The sequence below is a fragment of the Siminovitchia sp. FSL W7-1587 genome, from assembly GCF_037963795.1.
GTDB classification, from domain to species: domain Bacteria; phylum Bacillota; class Bacilli; order Bacillales; family Bacillaceae_C; genus Siminovitchia; species Siminovitchia thermophila.
Map to the genome: position 1 here is coordinate 4487040 of NZ_CP150169.1, position 16546 is coordinate 4503585.

Consider the following 16546-nt stretch of genomic DNA (forward strand, 5'->3'; position numbering starts at 1 on the left):
AGGCATGAACATTCAATTATCAAACCGTGTTTCAAAAGTTACACCCTCATCCACTTTGGCCATCACGGCCAAAGCAAAAGAATTAAAACAAAACGGGCTTGATGTGATTGGCCTTGGTGCTGGAGAGCCTGATTTTAATACGCCGGAAAACATCATTGAAGCGGCTAGCCGCTCCATGAAAGAAGGACATACGAAGTATACGGCAACAGGCGGCTTGCCTGAATTGAAAAAAGCGATCATAGGAAAGCTGCAAAGAGACCAAGGGCTTGATTACAAGCCGGCGGAGATCATTGTGACAAACGGCGCAAAACATGCTTTGTACACCCTTTTTCAAGTGATTTTGGATGAGGGGGATGAAGTCATTATCCCCGCACCGTATTGGGTAAGCTATCCGGAACAGGTAAAGCTGGCTGGAGGAAAGCCAGTATATATTGCCGGCGAAGAATCCCAACATTTCAAGATTACAGCGCAACAGTTGAAAGCAGCCATTACACAAAAAACAAAAGCTGTCATCATCAACTCGCCGAGCAATCCGACGGGCATGATTTATACGAAAGAAGAATTGGAAGAAATCGGCGAAGTCTGCTTGCGGCATAACATCGTTGTCGTATCGGATGAAATATACGAAAAGCTTTTATATGACGGCAACCAACATGTGTCGATTGCGGAAATTTCACCTGAACTGAAGGCGATTACCGTCATCATTAACGGTGTTTCGAAATCACATTCCATGACGGGCTGGAGAATAGGATACGCCGCGGGTGATGAAGCCATCATTAAAGCGATGACAGATGTCGCCAGCCACTCCACATCCAATCCGGCAGCGGCATCCCAGTACGGGGCTATCGAAGCCTACAATGGGACACAGGAACCGGTTGAACGGATGAGACAAGCTTTTGAAGAACGAATGAACATTATATATAAAAAGCTGAATGAAATCCCGGGAGTCACTTGCCTGAAGCCGCAAGGAGCCTTTTATTTATATCCGAACGTAATGGAGGCTGCCCGGATAACCGGCTATGAGGACGTGGACAGCTTTGTCGGAGCATTGCTGGAAGAGGCCCTTGTTGCTGTAGTGCCCGGATCAAGCTTTGGGTCGCCGGAAAATATCAGGCTTTCATATGCAACTGCGCTGGAGTCGCTTGAAGAAGCAATCCGCCGTATTCATTCTTTTGTAAAAGAAAAGAGCCGATAAGCCGATCATTGCGTTATACAAGCCACGTGCATGTTGTACGTGGTTTTTCCATCGAAGGAGTAAAAAAACTCTCCACATGAATAAAGATGAGGTGCTGAATGTGGATAAAGAAATGATTGTATCGTGGATGGAAGAAGGTATGGTTCAAATACCAAGTGTGTTGTTAAACAAATATAAACAAATCGGCCTTGACGAAAAAGAGTTGGTGCTGCTTTTGCATATTCAATTCTTTATGGATCGGGGAAACGAGTTTCCAACACCCGAGCAACTGTGTGAACGGATGTCCAGCACTGCGGATGAGTGCTCTGCGATGTTGGGGAAACTCGTCCAAATGCAGCTCATTGCCATAGAAGAGGGAATGTCCGAGGAAAAAATCCGTTTTGAAAAGTATTCTTTGAAGCCTCTATGGATTCGGCTGGCGGAAGAACTGATTGCGGAGAAAAAACAACAAGACTTGGAACATACACTTCATGATGAGCATGATTTATACACGGTCTTTGAGCAGGAATTTGGCAGGCCCCTTTCCCCGATGGAATGCGAGAATCTCGCCATGTGGCTGGATGAAGACAAACAGGACCCCTCCATTATAAAAGCGGCGTTAAGGGAGGCAGTCATATCGGGAAAAGTAAATTTCCGTTATATTGACCGCATATTATTCAGTTGGAAGAAAAATGGGGTTAAAACGATTGAGCAGGCTCGCATGCAAGGAAGTCAATTCAGACAAAGGGCAACTAAACAGGGGTCAAAAGTCATTTCGCATGAGCCTTCCAACAAAATACCATTTTATAACTGGCTGGAACAATAAAGGCAGGTGCTTATTGAATTGCTGACTAAACAAGAAATTCGCTATTGTCTTGATACGATGGGTGAGATGTTTCCGCACGCCGAGTGTGAACTAAATCATTCCAATCCTTTTGAACTCGTTATTGCGGTGCTGCTTTCCGCTCAATGTACAGACGTTCTCGTCAATAAGGTAACCAAAACGTTATTTGAAAAATATAAAACACCTGAAGATTATTTGGCTGTTTCCGAAGAAGAACTTCAAAATGATATCCGTTCAATCGGCCTCTTCAGAAATAAAGCGAAAAACATTCGAAAGCTGTGTAGCATCCTGATAAACGAATATGATGGCAACGTACCGAGTGACCGCGACAAATTAATGCAGCTTCCCGGAGTAGGCAGAAAAACAGCTAACGTTGTCGTGTCGGTAGCATTTGGAGTGCCGGCGATCGCTGTAGATACTCACGTGGAAAGGATCAGCAAACGCTTGGGATTTTGCCGATGGAAAGACAGTGTACTGGAAGTCGAAAAGACTTTGATGCGAAAAATACCGAAGGAAGAATGGTCCATCAGCCATCATCGGATGATCTTTTTCGGCCGCTACCATTGCAAAGCGCAAAACCCGCAATGTGCGAGTTGTCCGCTGTTGGAGCTTTGCAGGGAAGGGAAGAAAAGAATAAAGAAAATGGAAAAACAAATGGCTGAATAAGGCTGTTGAGGGGAACCTCGACAGCTTTTTTTTAAACAAGCGATGTTCTGTACAATCACACCTATTAAAAAAGCTTGTAGAGAAAGTGCGTCGACTTTCTCTACAAGCGGAGGGCGCCTCTTGTGCGCTCTTTTTTCTTTTGTTGGTTATTTTACCCGGTCATTCTATTCGCCGGGCGAACGGCCTGTGGAGGGGAGCCGCCGGATTGGTCTGTATTGTCGTCCGGGGTCTCGCCCGAATCGCCACCTTCTTGCTGGTTGCCGTTATTGCCAGGATTTTGGTTATTACCAGGGTTTGGGTTATTCCCATTATTGTTTCCGTTATTCCCATTTTGATTATCATTAGGATTATTGTTATTGTTATTGTTTTGCCCGTTTTGATTGTCGTTTTGATTGTCGTTTCCGCTTCCGTTTTGATCGTTATCGGCAGGCGGATTTTCTTCATTCGGTTCTTCTTCGCCGTCTGTTGGTTCTTCTTCGTTCTGATCCTCTTCGTTGGATGGAACCGTGACACTTGCCGATCCTGGTGAGCTTGTTTGCGATTCCGACACGGCAGTCACTTTGATTGAATAAGTCTTGCCAGGCTCCACATTGCTAATCGTATAGCTTGTATCCGATATTTCTCCAAGATCTTTTTCTGTTCCTGCAATATTTACTTTCACCTGAAACTTAAGCTCACCTGATTCAGGATGCGACCAATTAAACACAACCGCTTTTTCTCCTTCTTTATATTCGCCGGAGACGGATGGAGCATCCAGTTTGTCAAAGGCCTGTGATACTTGTTTCGGTTCTGTTCCGGCTACAAACAGCTCGTGTACGATATTGCTTTCAGGCGTATGTTTGCTTGGCTTTTTCGGCGGATTGGAGCCTTTTTCAACGGCTGCCCGTACAACGCTTTTTGGCATTTTGAAATCAGGTGTTTCAATGTCTGAAGATGCATGGCTCATCAAGTTTTTAAACAATTGCTGGGCGATTTTTAAATCTTTCGGCAGAATCGGATTTGTCCGTTTTTCATATCCGGTCCAAACAGCAACTGTATAGTTCGTTGTATAACCGGCAAACCATGAATCGGGAGAACTTCCCCTTGGAATATTGTGTTCCCTCATTTCTGCTTGGGTATAGTTTGTCGTACCCGTTTTTCCGGCTACAGGAAGTCCTGGAATCGCCGCTGCTTTACCGGTGGCACCTGCTTTAGAGGAAAGTACATCTTTCAGCATATCGGTAACCATATAAGCAGTAGAGTCTTTCATGGCGATTTTCGGTTCAACTTTATTTTTAATCTCCGTTTCTCCATCCATCAGCACGATTTTTTTCACCGTGTGCGGCTTATGATACATCCCGTTATTTCCAAATGCGGCAAACGCGCCGGCCAAAGTAAACGGTGACGGATTTTGTTTTCCCCCTCCGATTGAATCGGATTCGGTCATATCGATATTTTCAAAGCCCAATCCCGCCGCAAACTTTCTGACATTTTCTGCTCCCGCTTCTTGGAAAGCTTTTAACGCGGGAATGTTTCTCGAGCGGTATAAAGCTTCTCTTATCGACATTTGTCCAAGGTGCCGGTTGTCAAAGTTGTTGATCGGCGTACCTCCTGTATACGTATAAGGCTCGTCTTTGACTTGTTCATATGTTGACCAGTTTAAATATTCTATGGCCGGACCATAGTCAAAAATTGGTTTGACAGTCGATCCCGGTTGTTTGTCGCTGAGCTGTGTAGCGTAATTCCGCCCGCGCTTTACGTCTTTGTTGCGGTTGCCACCAATCGCTCTTACCTCTCCTGTTTTGGTATCCATAAGAACGATTCCCGCTTGAAATTTCTCATCGGGATATTGGACGACTTCATTCGTGTATAACATTTTTTCAGTATACTGTTGTGCATCCGGGTCGAGAGTTGTATATATCTTTAGCCCATCAGAAAATACATTGTAATCTCCAAGTGCTTCAACTTCTTTTATGACCTGATCAACAAAGGAATCATATTTGTAAGAGTCTTTTCGATTTTCTTCTTCAGGAACGAGCGTTTCGGTGACGGATATGTTCTTTGCCTTTTCCATTTGTTCTTTGGAAATTTTGCCATGCTGGTGCATGAGGGACAGCACAATATTCTTGCGTTTATCCGCCCTTTCCGGGTACTCGTACGGGTTATATCTGTTTGGGCTTTGCGGCAGTCCCGCAAGGAATGCAGCTTCTTGGAGCTCAAGCTTATCCAGCGGCTTTCCGAAATAATACTTGGAGGCTGTTTCTATTCCATGAACACCGCTGGAATAATATATTTTGTTCACATATATCTCAAAAATCTGGTCTTTGGTATATTGTTTTTCCAATTGAAAAGCAAGCCATGCTTCTTGAGCTTTTCTTTTTAGCGTTTTTTCATCTGACAAAAATGAACGCTTGACGACTTGTTGGGTCAAGGTGGAAGCTCCTTCCGATCCAAATCCCCGAGAGAAGTTCGCAAGTACGGCCCCTGCAATTCTTCTAAAGTCAATTCCGTGATGTTTATAAAATCTCACGTCTTCCGTGGCAAGTACCGCGTCTTTCACTAATTGTGGAATCTGGTCAATCTCAACATAGTCCCGGCGCTCCGTTCCCAGTGTTGTAAATACTTCACCGTTTATATCCAGCAATTCAGATGCAACCGGATCAACGAGCAACTTTTTATCCAGTTTCGGCGCATCTTTCACATACCATGCAAAGGTGCCGGCCCCTGTTACCAATCCTGCAAACATGAGTATGACAACGAAAAGAAAAGTTTTTTTCAGAAAGCTTTTTGGCTTTTTTTGTTTTTTTTGTTTTGTTACTTTTCGGCGTTCTGTCCGTGTTTGAAACTTGTCTGCCATATAAAGAGCCCCCGCTTTCAATGTTTAAGAAGTCTGTTTTGATTAAAATGCATAAATCTCGCGTATAACTTTCAAATAATCGATTCTCGGCCTATAGCCTAGCTTAATTTTATGCCCGTGCGCTACAATCTCCTTTTTGGAGATTGACTTTCGGCCTCCGGATATCATGCGATCCCAATATGCAAATAAAAACTTGCTTTCAAGCAAAAATATTTCTTCGGTTGTCGTAAATCTAATGATGACGAAAGTTATTCCATTTTGCTTGACAACATGATGCATATGTTCGATTTGATGGGCGTGAAAATTTTTTAACGGAAATGATGTCTTGCTTTTTGTTTCTTTTGCCTCAAAATCTATATACTTGCCTTCACATACACCGTTGTAATCTGTCGTGGATGCTTGGCGAAAGTAAGCTTCCTTGATGACTGCCGTGCTTCTTTTGGCATAGTCCACATGAACAATTTGGACCGGAGTCGGTTTTTTATGAATGACAGCTATTCCACTGGCCAAATAATACCGATTTGTTTCATTAAGATCTTCCTCCAACGTCATGCCTCTGTTGCTGTAATTAGTGGCTGCAGTCGTGTCCGGGGTTTTTTGCTTTGCCGCGGACAGGTTTTCGTATTTACGGCCATTAGGATAATGAAATTCCATGTTTCATCCCCCTTTATGGACTAAATTATATCATAGCAGAAAAAAACGAATAAAAATAAGAAAATGAGAACATATGAAAATAAAAGGAACAAGAGCCGGTCTAAAGGGTATCTAAAAGAGCTTCCCTTATTCCAATGAACATTTTATAACAAATTTATCCTGTCAGGAAGTATTTAAAGGAAAAGTAAATGATTTATAATGATTTTCCAATATATCCATTTTTTTACTATATGGGAAAACCAGCGGAAACGATATGCTCTTGCATAATCCATCACACTTTTACATCATTAGCACGAGGTGAAATAAACAAGAACATTTGGCGATTTGCTTCTAGTTTTGTCACCAAGGCAGGAAGTTCTTTGAAAAGAAAGAATACATTACCCAACAGTTTCATGGGGGGATTCATAATGAATAAACAGGACTGTATCGACAAGCTGGAAGAAATCAAGGCACAATTAAATCGGTTGGAACAACAAATTGCCCGTCGTGTAAAAAAAGAGGAAACAAGGTTGGGAGCGGTCATAACGAAGGAAAATAATGAAATTGGAAAAAAGCTGGCTCAATTGGAGTTGGCGAAAGCAAGAGAGAAGATCAGGCGCTATCAAGTATCCTGAAACGACCATGACACTTGAATTGCATTCCGGCAGCTTGTAAAATGAAGCCAGCAGCTAAAAAGCTGCTCCTTTTTATTACGGGGGCTGATTGAAATGGATGAGGTACAATTAAAAAAATGGACGGAACAACTTCTTCATTATTGTCATGAAGCTTCGTCAAACTTTCACAACTCTCGGGAAACCGGAGTGGAGGGTGATTTTTTTGGAGAGGTAAAGCCGTTTGCCGACAAAGTAAAGCAGCTTTGTGAGAAATGGGAGCCTTTAGCGGTCCAATGGACGATTGCCTGCGCGCCCAAAAATTTATTTCCTCAACAAATCAAACATACGGCAGAAAACATCCAAATGGTATCTATCCGCTCCTTTTATCCTGATTCGAGTCTCAAAAGATTCAAGAGCCATATTCAATCTATTGAATATGTTTTACACCGCATTATGGAGGAAATCAACGAAAATAAATCCCGCTGACAGACGTCAGGGGATTTAATCTCTCTATTTGTAATCGTTTCCAAATAATTGTTTGGCCTCTGTCATTTGCTTGATTTTTCAGTTTGATAAACGGGTTCTGGATTTCTTGCACCGAGAGCTTCCAATTCACGAATTATGTTTCGAAATTCCTTAACAGTAATTTCATTGTTAATGTATGTTTGCTTCGCAAAGTCCAACAGTTGGCTGACATCCTCAATTGCATGTGACCTTTTCATCATAAACTTTTGCTTTAATTCGTGAATTGACATGTACATTCCTCCTAGGCTTTTTTTTTATAGTAACATAATTTTTCCGGTTTGCCTTTTTATAGAAAAGTGAGACTTCAGACAAAAGGTTCGACATTTCGACACCGCTTTCATATATGATTTATATTATTGCACAATAATCTGCGTATGGGCATAAAATAGATTGACTTAGCAGTAAAGGCAGGGGAGGATTATGCATTTTTTTCATGGTCATTATCCACATATGTTACGGTACACCCCTTCTCCATATTATTATGCAACACCGTACGGGCCGGGAGGATTTGAAGGACAGCCCATCGGGTTGCAAGGTTATGGAGGAATTCCCAATTTTACGCTTCAACAGCAAACTTTAAACGGGCAGTATATGGCCGGCGCGGGCCAGCCTCATCAATATGGTACGCCGAATACCCAATCACAATTGTTTCAAAACCCATTACAGCCGGAAGAAGACAAGGGGCTTTCCATGCCTGAGTATGGGATGGGCCCTCAACCATATCCCATTCCAAACCAGCAGCCGGGGATTTTTCCAAAGCCTCCTCCAAGCCAATTCGGAACGATTCTGAACTCATTTAAATCACAAAGCGGGAGTTTAGACATTAATAAAATGGTTGATACTGCCGGACAAATGATGAATGCGCTAACGCAGTTATCCAACATGGCAAAAGGAATAGGAGGCCTTTTTAAAGGTGGATGAATTGCGTGAGAAAATGAAAAAAGGAATCGGTGTTTCAAACCGGTTCCTTTTTAAGGTATTTCGATTCTTTTTCCTTTTATTTTTGGAATGTTGATTTTCAACAGCCCGTTTTCGAATGCAGCTTTTACACCTTTATTATCGATGGGCTTTGTTAAGGGAATCGTCCTTGTTGATTTTTTCATCGTTTCTTTCTGCTGGATGATTTCCTTGTGTTCATTTTCTGCTGTGAACGATTCATGGTGAAGCACCGAAATTGTAAGATGTTGGTTCCATACATCGATTGCAATTTGTTCTTTTCGAACTCCTGGAAGTTTTGCTTGGATGACATACTCCTTTTCTGTTTCTTTCAGTTCTGCCGGAAAGCTGCTTAATGGGGAGGATGCAAATAATTCGTCCATGCTCTCTAAAAATCCTTTAACAGGACGGTGTTCAAAAAAATCATTCATCGCTTTAAGAAAGTAATGAACAGCTTCAGATGGCTGCCCTGGCGAATTTTTATCTTGATTTTGATCCGTCATTTTACACGCTCCTCTGCTTTTTAATCAATGTATGAAGAATTCATAAAAAAAGTTCTTGGAGAAAAGGGAATAGCCGTCATTTCCCGGGCAAGCGCAGCTTTCGACTTTGCGGCGAAATGATTATCATGATTTGTTGAAATGGACAGAAATTAATCAAAAAATTTCAAGACCGACGCGGCTTGTTCGGGGGCATTTTGTGCGGAAGCCTTGAAAATAGGTGTTTGTATTAGTACATGGTTTCTTTTTTCTCATAGGTTATAGTGTAAACAAATAATCAATACAGAAAGGGGATATATTATGTATATAAATTGTGGCACTAAAGTGTTGCCCGCAGTCGTGCACCCAACAAAATGTTGTGTAAAACATAAACAGTATAATTATGTCATCCCTGAAATCCATCCTTCACATACGACAACGGTCAATCATATTAATTACCAACACCAACACTCGTTTCCGCACACTGAGTCTTGCGTAAATGAAGTGACTAACACCCAATCTTTTGGTCCGGCCCCAGGCCCAGGAATGGTTCCGCCTACAGGCCCGGGAATGGTTCCACCCGCAGGTCCCGGATTCGGTCCTCCAATGCCGGGGTTCGGTCCCGGTGGTCCGATGATCCCTTATTAGGTCAGGCTGATACAAGGATGAATAAACGCCATATTCATCCTTGTAGGGATTTTTATGAAGAAACAGTTGTGTCAAATCAGATATTGTTTTACACTGGATAAACGAAATGGAAAATTGGAACTGTAAAATTGACAAATGGCCTATATTCTGAAAGAATAATAGTAATGTCGTTGGATTTGAGGTGGTCTCGAATGATGGCTGATAAATTAAAATTAACTGCCAAAGAAATATTAGAAAAAGAATTTAAAACCGGTATTCGTGGTTATAAACAAGAAGATGTTGACAAGTTTTTGGATCTGATTATCAAGGATTATGAAGCAATGCATACAATCATTGATGAAATGCAGCAAGAAAACGTAAGGTTAAGAAAGCAATTGGAGGAAAGCAGCCGAAGACAGCATGTACAGCCGCCGGCTGGCACAACGAATTTTGATATTTTAAAACGCCTGTCAAATTTAGAAAAACACGTATTTGGGAGCAAGCTTGATGATAATTATTAACAATTCCAGATAATGGAGCTTGCTTTTTTTTACCCTACATACTATAATAGTAATTCGACATCAATAACATTCGGGTAATCGCTGTCATTTTTTACGATGGCAGAGGAAAGTCCATGCTCGCACGGTGCTGAGATGCCCGTAGTGATCGCGCCTGGCGAAACGATAAGCCAGGGCAGCCGAAATTTCGGTTGACGGCAGGGAAAGCATCTAAGTCTATTGCAGATATGATGCGAATACCTTTAAAGTGCCACAGTGACGAAGCCTTGCCGGAAACGGCAAGGGTGGAACGAGGTAAACCCCGTGAGCGAGAAACTCAAATAATGGTAGAGGCACTCTTTCCGAGGAATTAAGGAACGAGGAAAGAGGCGGGTGGTTGTGCCCGCAGATAGATGATTACCGCCGGAGTACGAGATCAGCCTACGGTCGCTTGCAGTACAATGGCACAGAACATGGCTTACAGAATGTTATTGAAATAGGCGAGAAAGTTCAATGAACGACCTTCCAGAGCAGGAAGGTTTTTTTTATCTCGAATAAAAATAACATCTTTGGAATATACTTTTTTGTGTACACTTTGATAGAGAGGATGTGATTCTTGGCATGCCGCAACAAATCAATGAACTGCAAAAAATCTCGAAAGCGCTCACTTCATCTTATGAAATCCTGCAGAAGGAATGTGTGCAGGACTTGGCCACAAAGAGCCTTCAGGATGCCGAACAAAGCTTCACCAAAGCGCTGCATTATGTATTGTCCAACAATGGTTGCTTAAGGGCAAAATGAAACGCTATGGAATCATTCGCCGCGTTTCATTTTTTATTGCGATCTACTGGACGATAGGACTTATATTATACTAATATGATGAGGAAGGCTTGGTCCTTTTGCAAATATGGAGTGATTATTTTAGAGGGGGCTGTCATATGGGGAAACGCGCGCTTGAAAAAGAAGGAAAATTCTTAAATTATGTAAAAAAAATGGAGGCGTATGACGAGGCGTTGCAGCTTATTTACTGGGATATGCGGACAGGGGCGCCGAAAAAAGGGTTGCAGCAACGGTCGCAAGTGATCGGTGTTCTTGCTTCTGAATACTTTCACATGTCTACGTCTGAAGAAATGGCCGCATTTATTGCAAGCCTTTCAGGAAAAAAAGAGACACTGTCAAGCCTTGGACAAAAAACACTGGAAGAGTGCAAAAAAACATATAATCAAAATATAAAAATACCTCCAGCAGAGTATAAAGAATATGTCATTTTACAAGCAGAAGCCGAATCGGTTTGGGAAGAAGCACGGGCCAAATCCGACTTTGAAATGTTCCGGCCTTATTTGGAGAAGCTGGTCGAGTTTAACAAAAAATTTATTAACTATTGGGGATACAGCGAAAATAAATATGATGCACTGTTGGATCTTTATGAGCCGGGAGTAACGGTAAAAACGATTGACAAGGAATTTTCCGCGTTGAAGAAAACAATCGTTCCATTGGTCAGGAAAATTGCCGACTCGGGAAAAAAGCCGTCCAAAGATATTTTCTGGGGTTCCATCCCCATCAAAAACCAAAAAGAATTCAGCCTGAAAATATTGGAACAAATGGGCTACGATTTCCAAGCCGGCCGGCTTGATGAAACGGTGCACCCATTTGCCATAGGACTAAATCCGGGGGATGTGCGTATCACAACGAGATATAATCAAAACGATTGGAGGACTGCCGTATTCGGAACAATCCATGAAGGCGGGCATGCAATCTATGAGCAAAATATCTCACAAACACTAATTGGAACCCCGCTTTGCACCGGAACGTCAATGGGTATCCATGAATCCCAGTCGCTTTTTTATGAAAATATCGTTGCGCGGGACCGATCATTTTGGGTTCACAATTATCATTTGCTGAAATCTTATGCCAATGGCCAACTTGATCATGTTCCTCTCGATGATTTTTATTTCGCCATAAACGAGGCAAAGCCTTCTTTCATCCGAATTGAAGCGGACAATTTGACGTATTCTTTACATATCATTATCAGGTATGAAATTGAAAAAGCGTTGTTTAACGATGAAGTCAGCGTAAAAGATTTGCCGGAGATGTGGAACGCCAAGTATGAGGAGTATTTGGGAATCTGTCCTAATAACGATGCCGAAGGCATTTTACAGGATGTGCATTGGTCGTCAGGGAGCTTTGGCTATTTTCCGTCCTATGCACTTGGTTACATGTATGCTGCCCAAATGAAACATGCGATGTTGCAAGACCTGCCTTCATACGACGAGCTGTTGGAAAATGGCGAACTATTACCGATAAAAAAATGGCTTAATGAAAAGATTCATCAGTTCGGAAAAACAAAAAAACCTTTGGAAATTATTCAAGATGTAACCGGCGAACGCCTAACTGCTGATTATTTGAATCGCTACCTCGTTGATAAATATTCGGCTCTGTATGCTTTGTAAGCATTTTCTTTATAAAGACGACGTCCAATATTTTTGCTGAAATACGCACCTCGCTGTTTTGGTCGTTCTGATTCAAGGATATGACAAGCAAATAGACATATTCCTCGCCGCGGTAATGTACCGAATGGCGAGGTTTTTTTTGATAAGCAGGGATTGTGAGAAACTTTTTCATCGGTAAGAACGTATGGAAGGCAGTAGGTGGAGGGGAGGGAACAGCCGTCATGTTCGGTTTCGGATTCCCCAGACATAAAAAAACGATTCACTTCACGCAATGCGAAGCGAATCATTTTAAATGATTATATGTCGGCTGTTTCTTTTTGGATTTTTTTGGCAAATGTCTTGACATCATCCATGTATTCGTTAAATTGGGCGATGTCCATTTGTTGTGCTGAATCAGAAAGAGCCACAGCAGGATCTGGATGAACTTCAGCCATGACCGCATCCGCTCCGATCGCAATGGCTGCTCTTGTAGCAGGAAGCAGGAGATCTTTACGGCCGGTGGAATGTGTAACGTCCACAACGACAGGCAAGTGGGTCTCTTTTTTCAAGATCGGCACAGCGGAAATATCGAGCGTATTCCTTGTTGCTTTTTCATATGTGCGAATGCCTCTTTCACAGAGGATGATCTCGCTATTTCCTTGGGCGTGAATATATTCTGCCGCATACATAAACTCTTCAATAGTGGCAGCCAATCCCCGTTTTAACAATACAGGCTTTTTGACAGCTCCGGCCACTTTCAATAACTCAAAGTTTTGCATGTTGCGGGCGCCGATTTGAATGATATCAACATAGTCGAGTGCCGCTTCCATGTCGTATGGGTTCAAAATTTCACTGACAACCGCAAGTCCTTCTTCATCAGCCACTTGTCTTAAAATTTTTAGTCCTTCCAGACCAAGGCCTTGGAAATCGTATGGTGAAGTTCTCGGTTTGAAAGCGCCCCCGCGTAACAGCTTGAGCCCATTATTTTTCAAGGCTTTCCCGACAGCTTTTACTTGATCATAGCTTTCAACGGCACACGGTCCCATAATAAAGTAGGTCTGCCCGTCCCCGATTTTTTCCCCGTTTACTTCAACAATCGTATCGTCAGCTTTTTTCTTTCTTGATACAAGCAGGGCCTGACGGTGATCATCTTCCTGTAGTTCAAGACTCGCTTTGAAGATTTGTTTGAAAATATGCTGAACAGTGGCGGTTGAGAATGGGCCTTTATTATGGTCGGCCAATAAGTTCAGCAATTTACGCTCCTGAACAGGGTCAAAGCGCTTAACGCCCTGCATTTCTTTTAATTTCCCAATTTCTTGGGCAATACTGCCGCGTTCATTCAATAGTTCCAACATTTGTAATGTTGTTTTTTCAATTCGAGAACGCAATGTTTCGAGATCAGACAACGATAAGCCCTCCTTAAATATTTTCACTGAATTTCCCCGTTGAAGTGAATCTTACTTTAGGACTTCAACGCTGTAAAGCAGGTGTGTTATAATTTTTGTTGATAGCTCAACACATTATACCGTTATTCAAGTTTTGTCAATAGACTTTTTTTAATTGTTTGCACAATATGTATTGTAACAGCTATAAAATAAAAGGGGAGAAAGATTATGTAAAGTTTTTATCAATTTTTAGGATGATTCAAATGCCCTCTTTACAAACAAGGTTTTATGTGGTAAAAATTAATGATAAATAACTTTGATAATTGGCAATGACAAGGTGAGAGTAGTGTTCATTTCACTATTGCAGAGAGCTGGTGGATGGTGGGAACCAGTATATAAATGAACATGAATTACGGCCTCGAGCTTCTTTTCTGAACGATTGGCGTCTTGTAACAAGTAAGAAAAGACGGGACATCCGTTATCTGTATAAAGAGGTGGAGTTTTTTCCACAATGAGGGTGGTACCGCGATGATCAATCGTCCCTGCTGACAGCAGGGGCGATTTTTTCATTTTATTTACTTTTTATTGGAGGTAATTGGGAATGAGGTATTTAACGGCAGGGGAATCACATGGCCCGCAACTAACGACCATTTTGGAGGGAGTTCCAGCGGGGCTGACTTTAACGGCTGACATGATCAATGAGCAGTTGGCCCGCAGACAAAAAGGGTATGGCCGTGGAAGAAGAATGCAAATTGAAAAGGATGAAGTGCAGATATTAAGCGGGGTTCGCCATGGTAAAACGATCGGTGCTCCCATAACACTTGTTGTCACAAATCGCGACTTTAAACATTGGAGAAAAATTATGGGGGCCGAACCCCTTTCAAAAGAGGAACAAGACGAGGTAAAAAGACAAATTACAAGACCGCGCCCAGGTCATGCCGATTTAAACGGCGCTATCAAATATGGCCATAGAGACATGCGGAACGTTCTGGAACGCTCTTCTGCGCGAGAAACGACGGTAAGAGTGGCGGCAGGGGCAGTTGCCAGAATCATACTCGCTGAACTGGGAATCAACATCGGCGGGCATGTTCTGGAAATTGGCGGCGTCAGAGCCGAAAATGTCCATTACGACCATATCGAGGATCTCCAGAAAAGAACAGAAGCTTCTCCAGTGCGCTGTCTTGATGAAGCGGCTGCTGAAAAAATGATGAAAGCCATCGATGATGCGAAAGCGCAAGGTGATTCAATTGGCGGCATCGTTGAAGTAATAGCAGAGGGCATGCCGATTGGGGTCGGCAGCTATGCCCATTACGACAGGAAGCTTGATTCCAAACTTGCCGGTGCCATTTTGAGCATAAACGCTTTTAAAGGTGTTGAAATTGGTGTCGGATTTGAAGCGGCTCATAAACCGGGAAGCCTTGTACATGATGAAATTATGTGGGATGAAGAAAACGGCTATACGAGAAAAACGAATAATGCCGGAGGTCTTGAAGGCGGTATGTCGACCGGGATGCCAATCGTCATCAGGGGCGTGATGAAGCCGATTCCGACCTTGTACAAACCGTTAAATAGCGTAGATATTGATACGAAGGAGCCTTTCCAGGCAAGTATTGAACGCTCTGATAGCTGCGCTGTTCCGGCAGCAAGCGTTGTTGCTGAAGCGGTGGTCGCTTGGGAATTGGCGGTTGCGCTCTTAGAAAAGTTTGGCCATGATCAGATCGGACAAATTCAAGAAAATATCAATCAGTATAGGACATATACAAAAAATTTCTAGGCGAAAAAATAGAAAGGTGGGATCAACATGGAAGTAGTAAAGGTAAACCCTGAGTTGTTGACATTAAAAGCCTATTCACCTGGAAAATCAAGCGAAGAGGTGAAACGGGAATACGGATTAACAAAGATTGCCAAATTGGCATCGAACGAAAATCCCTACGGTTCTTCACCACTCGTACGCAAAGCCATTTCTTCCTTGGAGAGCTTTGCTGTATACCCTGACGGAGCAGCTATTACGCTAAGGGAAGAAGTAGCCAAGTTCTTAAAAGTGGATGAAAATCAGCTTATTTTTTCAAGTGGCTTGGATGAATTAATCCAAATGATCAGCAGGGCAATGCTTTCAGAAGGTGCAAATACTGTCATGGCTGATGCGACATTTCCCCAATATCGCCACCATGCTGTTATCCAGAAAGCGGAAGTTCGGGAAGTGCCGCTAAAAGACGGCTGCCATGATGTAAACGCCATGGCGGCAAAAATTGATGATCGTACACAAGTTGTATGGATTTGCAATCCGAATAATCCGACAGGAACATATGTAAACAGTGAGGAACTCCATGAATTTTTACAAAATGTTCCGCCCCATGTGCTGGTCGTGTTGGATGAGGCTTATTATGAGTATGCGGTTGCCGAGGATTTTCCTGATACGATTCCTTTGCTGGACCGCTATAAAAATTTGCTTATTTTACGCACATTCTCAAAAGCATACGGGTTAGCGGCTTTCCGCATTGGCTACGGCATCGCGGACGCACAGCTTGTTAAACAATTGGATGTGGCGCGGCTTCCGTTTAATACTTCGGTCCTTGCGCAAACAGCCGCCATTGCGGCGCTGCAAGATCAAGCTTTTGTGGAAAAGTGTGTCAATGAAAACAAAGATGAATTACAAAAATTTTATGATGTATGTAAACGGAACGGGTTTGAATATTACCCTTCGCAAGGAAATTTCATATTCATTCGGATTCCTGGAAAAGAAAGTGCGGACGTTTTTCAATATTTGCTTGAAAGAGGTTTTATCGTCAGGCCATTTCCAAACGGCATCCGAATCACAATCGGAACAAAGGAACAAAACGAGGAACTTTTTCAACTATTGGAAAAGATGATGCTTGTAACACAATAGACAGATAGAGAGGG

17 protein-coding genes, 1 other RNA gene and 1 other annotated feature are annotated in these 16546 nt (G+C 42.5%); of the genes, 13 read left to right on the top strand and 5 right to left on the bottom strand.

Translation table 11 applies throughout. From position 1 onward, the window contains the following. Window positions 1–10: 10 nt before the first annotated feature. The 3 genes from NST31_RS21155 to nth all read left to right on the top strand — a co-directional run bounded on the left by NST31_RS21155 (window position 11) and on the right by nth (window position 2684). The gene (locus NST31_RS21155) at window positions 11–1195 is read left to right on the top strand and encodes a pyridoxal phosphate-dependent aminotransferase (protein ID WP_077113515.1); all 1185 of its coding nucleotides are present in this window, start codon (window positions 11–13) and stop codon (window positions 1193–1195) included. Window positions 1196–1295: 100 nt separating this feature from the next. Then, a complete protein-coding gene (locus NST31_RS21160; RefSeq protein WP_339163095.1) occupies window positions 1296–2000 on the top strand; it encodes a DnaD domain-containing protein in 705 nt (234 codons plus the stop codon). Between the two features lie 18 nt (window positions 2001–2018). Next, entirely contained in the window at window positions 2019–2684 is a 666-nt protein-coding gene (gene nth / locus NST31_RS21165) for an endonuclease III (protein ID WP_077113338.1), read from the top strand. Window positions 2685–2835: 151 nt separating this feature from the next. Here nth and NST31_RS21170 read toward each other — a convergent pair whose 3' ends face one another. Together NST31_RS21170 and recU are read right to left on the bottom strand one after the other, a co-directional pair. Continuing rightward, the gene (locus NST31_RS21170; RefSeq protein ID WP_339163099.1) at window positions 2836–5520 is read right to left on the bottom strand and encodes a PBP1A family penicillin-binding protein; all 2685 of its coding nucleotides are present in this window, start codon (window positions 5518–5520) and stop codon (window positions 2836–2838) included. 42 nt (window positions 5521–5562) lie between these two features. Continuing rightward, window positions 5563–6174 carry a Holliday junction resolvase RecU gene (recU, locus tag NST31_RS21175; RefSeq protein ID WP_339163101.1) on the bottom strand — a complete coding sequence of 204 codons (612 nt, stop codon included), beginning with the start codon at window positions 6172–6174 and terminating at the stop codon, window positions 5563–5565. A gap of 407 nt (window positions 6175–6581) precedes the next feature. Between recU and NST31_RS21180 the strand changes: the two genes are divergently transcribed. Beyond that, window positions 6582–6788: a hypothetical protein gene (locus tag NST31_RS21180; protein ID WP_339163104.1), complete on the top strand. Its 207-nt coding sequence runs from the start codon at window positions 6582–6584 to the stop codon at window positions 6786–6788. A 93-nt stretch (window positions 6789–6881) separates the two neighbouring features. Beyond that, window positions 6882–7253, top strand: coding sequence for a YppE family protein (locus tag NST31_RS21185; protein ID WP_077113342.1), 372 nt, complete (start codon window positions 6882–6884; stop codon window positions 7251–7253). A 62-nt stretch (window positions 7254–7315) separates the two neighbouring features. Here NST31_RS21185 and yppF read toward each other — a convergent pair whose 3' ends face one another. Further along, entirely contained in the window at window positions 7316–7522 is a 207-nt protein-coding gene (yppF, locus tag NST31_RS21190) for a YppF family protein (protein ID WP_339163106.1), read from the bottom strand. A 190-nt stretch (window positions 7523–7712) separates the two neighbouring features. Here yppF and NST31_RS21195 point away from each other — a divergent pair, with 190 nt between their 5' ends. Continuing rightward, on the top strand, window positions 7713–8213 hold the full coding sequence (locus tag NST31_RS21195; protein WP_339163108.1) for a YppG family protein: 501 nt from the start codon (window positions 7713–7715) through the stop codon (window positions 8211–8213). Between the two features lie 50 nt (window positions 8214–8263). On the opposite strand, the gene NST31_RS21200 is transcribed toward NST31_RS21195, so the two are convergent. After that, complete coding sequence (locus tag NST31_RS21200) at window positions 8264–8731, bottom strand: Hsp20/alpha crystallin family protein (RefSeq protein ID WP_339163110.1); 468 nt, start codon at window positions 8729–8731, stop codon at window positions 8264–8266. A gap of 297 nt (window positions 8732–9028) precedes the next feature. Between NST31_RS21200 and NST31_RS21205 the strand changes: the two genes are divergently transcribed. The 5 genes from NST31_RS21205 (at window position 9029) to NST31_RS21225 (ending at window position 12281) form a co-directional block, all read left to right on the top strand. Beyond that, window positions 9029–9355 carry a CotD family spore coat protein gene (locus NST31_RS21205; RefSeq protein ID WP_339163112.1) on the top strand — a complete coding sequence of 109 codons (327 nt, stop codon included), beginning with the start codon at window positions 9029–9031 and terminating at the stop codon, window positions 9353–9355. Window positions 9356–9546: 191 nt separating this feature from the next. Beyond that, window positions 9547–9855 carry a cell division regulator GpsB gene (gpsB, locus tag NST31_RS21210; protein ID WP_339163114.1) on the top strand — a complete coding sequence of 103 codons (309 nt, stop codon included), beginning with the start codon at window positions 9547–9549 and terminating at the stop codon, window positions 9853–9855. A gap of 66 nt (window positions 9856–9921) precedes the next feature. Then, an RNA gene (rnpB, locus tag NST31_RS21215) (RNase P RNA component class B) lies at window positions 9922–10317 on the top strand. Between the two features lie 135 nt (window positions 10318–10452). Then, on the top strand, window positions 10453–10632 hold the full coding sequence (locus tag NST31_RS21220; protein WP_339163116.1) for a hypothetical protein: 180 nt from the start codon (window positions 10453–10455) through the stop codon (window positions 10630–10632). A 137-nt stretch (window positions 10633–10769) separates the two neighbouring features. Beyond that, the gene (locus NST31_RS21225; protein WP_339163118.1) at window positions 10770–12281 is read left to right on the top strand and encodes a carboxypeptidase M32; all 1512 of its coding nucleotides are present in this window, start codon (window positions 10770–10772) and stop codon (window positions 12279–12281) included. 296 nt (window positions 12282–12577) lie between these two features. Here NST31_RS21225 and NST31_RS21230 read toward each other — a convergent pair whose 3' ends face one another. Beyond that, window positions 12578–13666: a bifunctional 3-deoxy-7-phosphoheptulonate synthase/chorismate mutase gene (locus tag NST31_RS21230; RefSeq protein ID WP_339163119.1), complete on the bottom strand. Its 1089-nt coding sequence runs from the start codon at window positions 13664–13666 to the stop codon at window positions 12578–12580. A 299-nt stretch (window positions 13667–13965) separates the two neighbouring features. After that, window positions 13966–14192 (top strand) — a binding site (T-box leader). A gap of 54 nt (window positions 14193–14246) precedes the next feature. Here NST31_RS21230 and aroC point away from each other — a divergent pair. Then, window positions 14247–15419 carry a chorismate synthase gene (gene aroC, locus NST31_RS21235; RefSeq protein ID WP_339163122.1) on the top strand — a complete coding sequence of 391 codons (1173 nt, stop codon included), beginning with the start codon at window positions 14247–14249 and terminating at the stop codon, window positions 15417–15419. A 27-nt stretch (window positions 15420–15446) separates the two neighbouring features. After that, window positions 15447–16532, top strand: a complete 1086-nt coding sequence (gene hisC / locus NST31_RS21240; RefSeq protein ID WP_339163124.1) for a histidinol-phosphate transaminase — start codon at window positions 15447–15449, stop codon at window positions 16530–16532. Window positions 16533–16546 lie beyond the last annotated feature (14 nt).

Coding starts and splice junctions, on each gene's coding strand:
- NST31_RS21180 (WP_339163104.1), top strand. CDS start 6,582: ATGAATAAACAGGACTGTATCGACAAGCTGGAAGAAATCAAGGCACAA.
- NST31_RS21200 (WP_339163110.1), bottom strand. CDS start 8,731: ATGACGGATCAAAATCAAGATAAAAATTCGCCAGGGCAGCCATCTGAA.
- gpsB (WP_339163114.1), top strand. CDS start 9,547: ATGATGGCTGATAAATTAAAATTAACTGCCAAAGAAATATTAGAAAAA.
- NST31_RS21225 (WP_339163118.1), top strand. CDS start 10,770: ATGGGGAAACGCGCGCTTGAAAAAGAAGGAAAATTCTTAAATTATGTA.
- yppF (WP_339163106.1), bottom strand. CDS start 7,522: ATGTCAATTCACGAATTAAAGCAAAAGTTTATGATGAAAAGGTCACAT.
- NST31_RS21220 (WP_339163116.1), top strand. CDS start 10,453: ATGCCGCAACAAATCAATGAACTGCAAAAAATCTCGAAAGCGCTCACT.
- hisC (WP_339163124.1), top strand. CDS start 15,447: ATGGAAGTAGTAAAGGTAAACCCTGAGTTGTTGACATTAAAAGCCTAT.
- aroC (WP_339163122.1), top strand. CDS start 14,247: ATGAGGTATTTAACGGCAGGGGAATCACATGGCCCGCAACTAACGACC.
- NST31_RS21205 (WP_339163112.1), top strand. CDS start 9,029: ATGTATATAAATTGTGGCACTAAAGTGTTGCCCGCAGTCGTGCACCCA.
- recU (WP_339163101.1), bottom strand. CDS start 6,174: ATGGAATTTCATTATCCTAATGGCCGTAAATACGAAAACCTGTCCGCG.
- NST31_RS21185 (WP_077113342.1), top strand. CDS start 6,882: ATGGATGAGGTACAATTAAAAAAATGGACGGAACAACTTCTTCATTAT.
- NST31_RS21195 (WP_339163108.1), top strand. CDS start 7,713: ATGCATTTTTTTCATGGTCATTATCCACATATGTTACGGTACACCCCT.
- NST31_RS21170 (WP_339163099.1), bottom strand. CDS start 5,520: ATGGCAGACAAGTTTCAAACACGGACAGAACGCCGAAAAGTAACAAAA.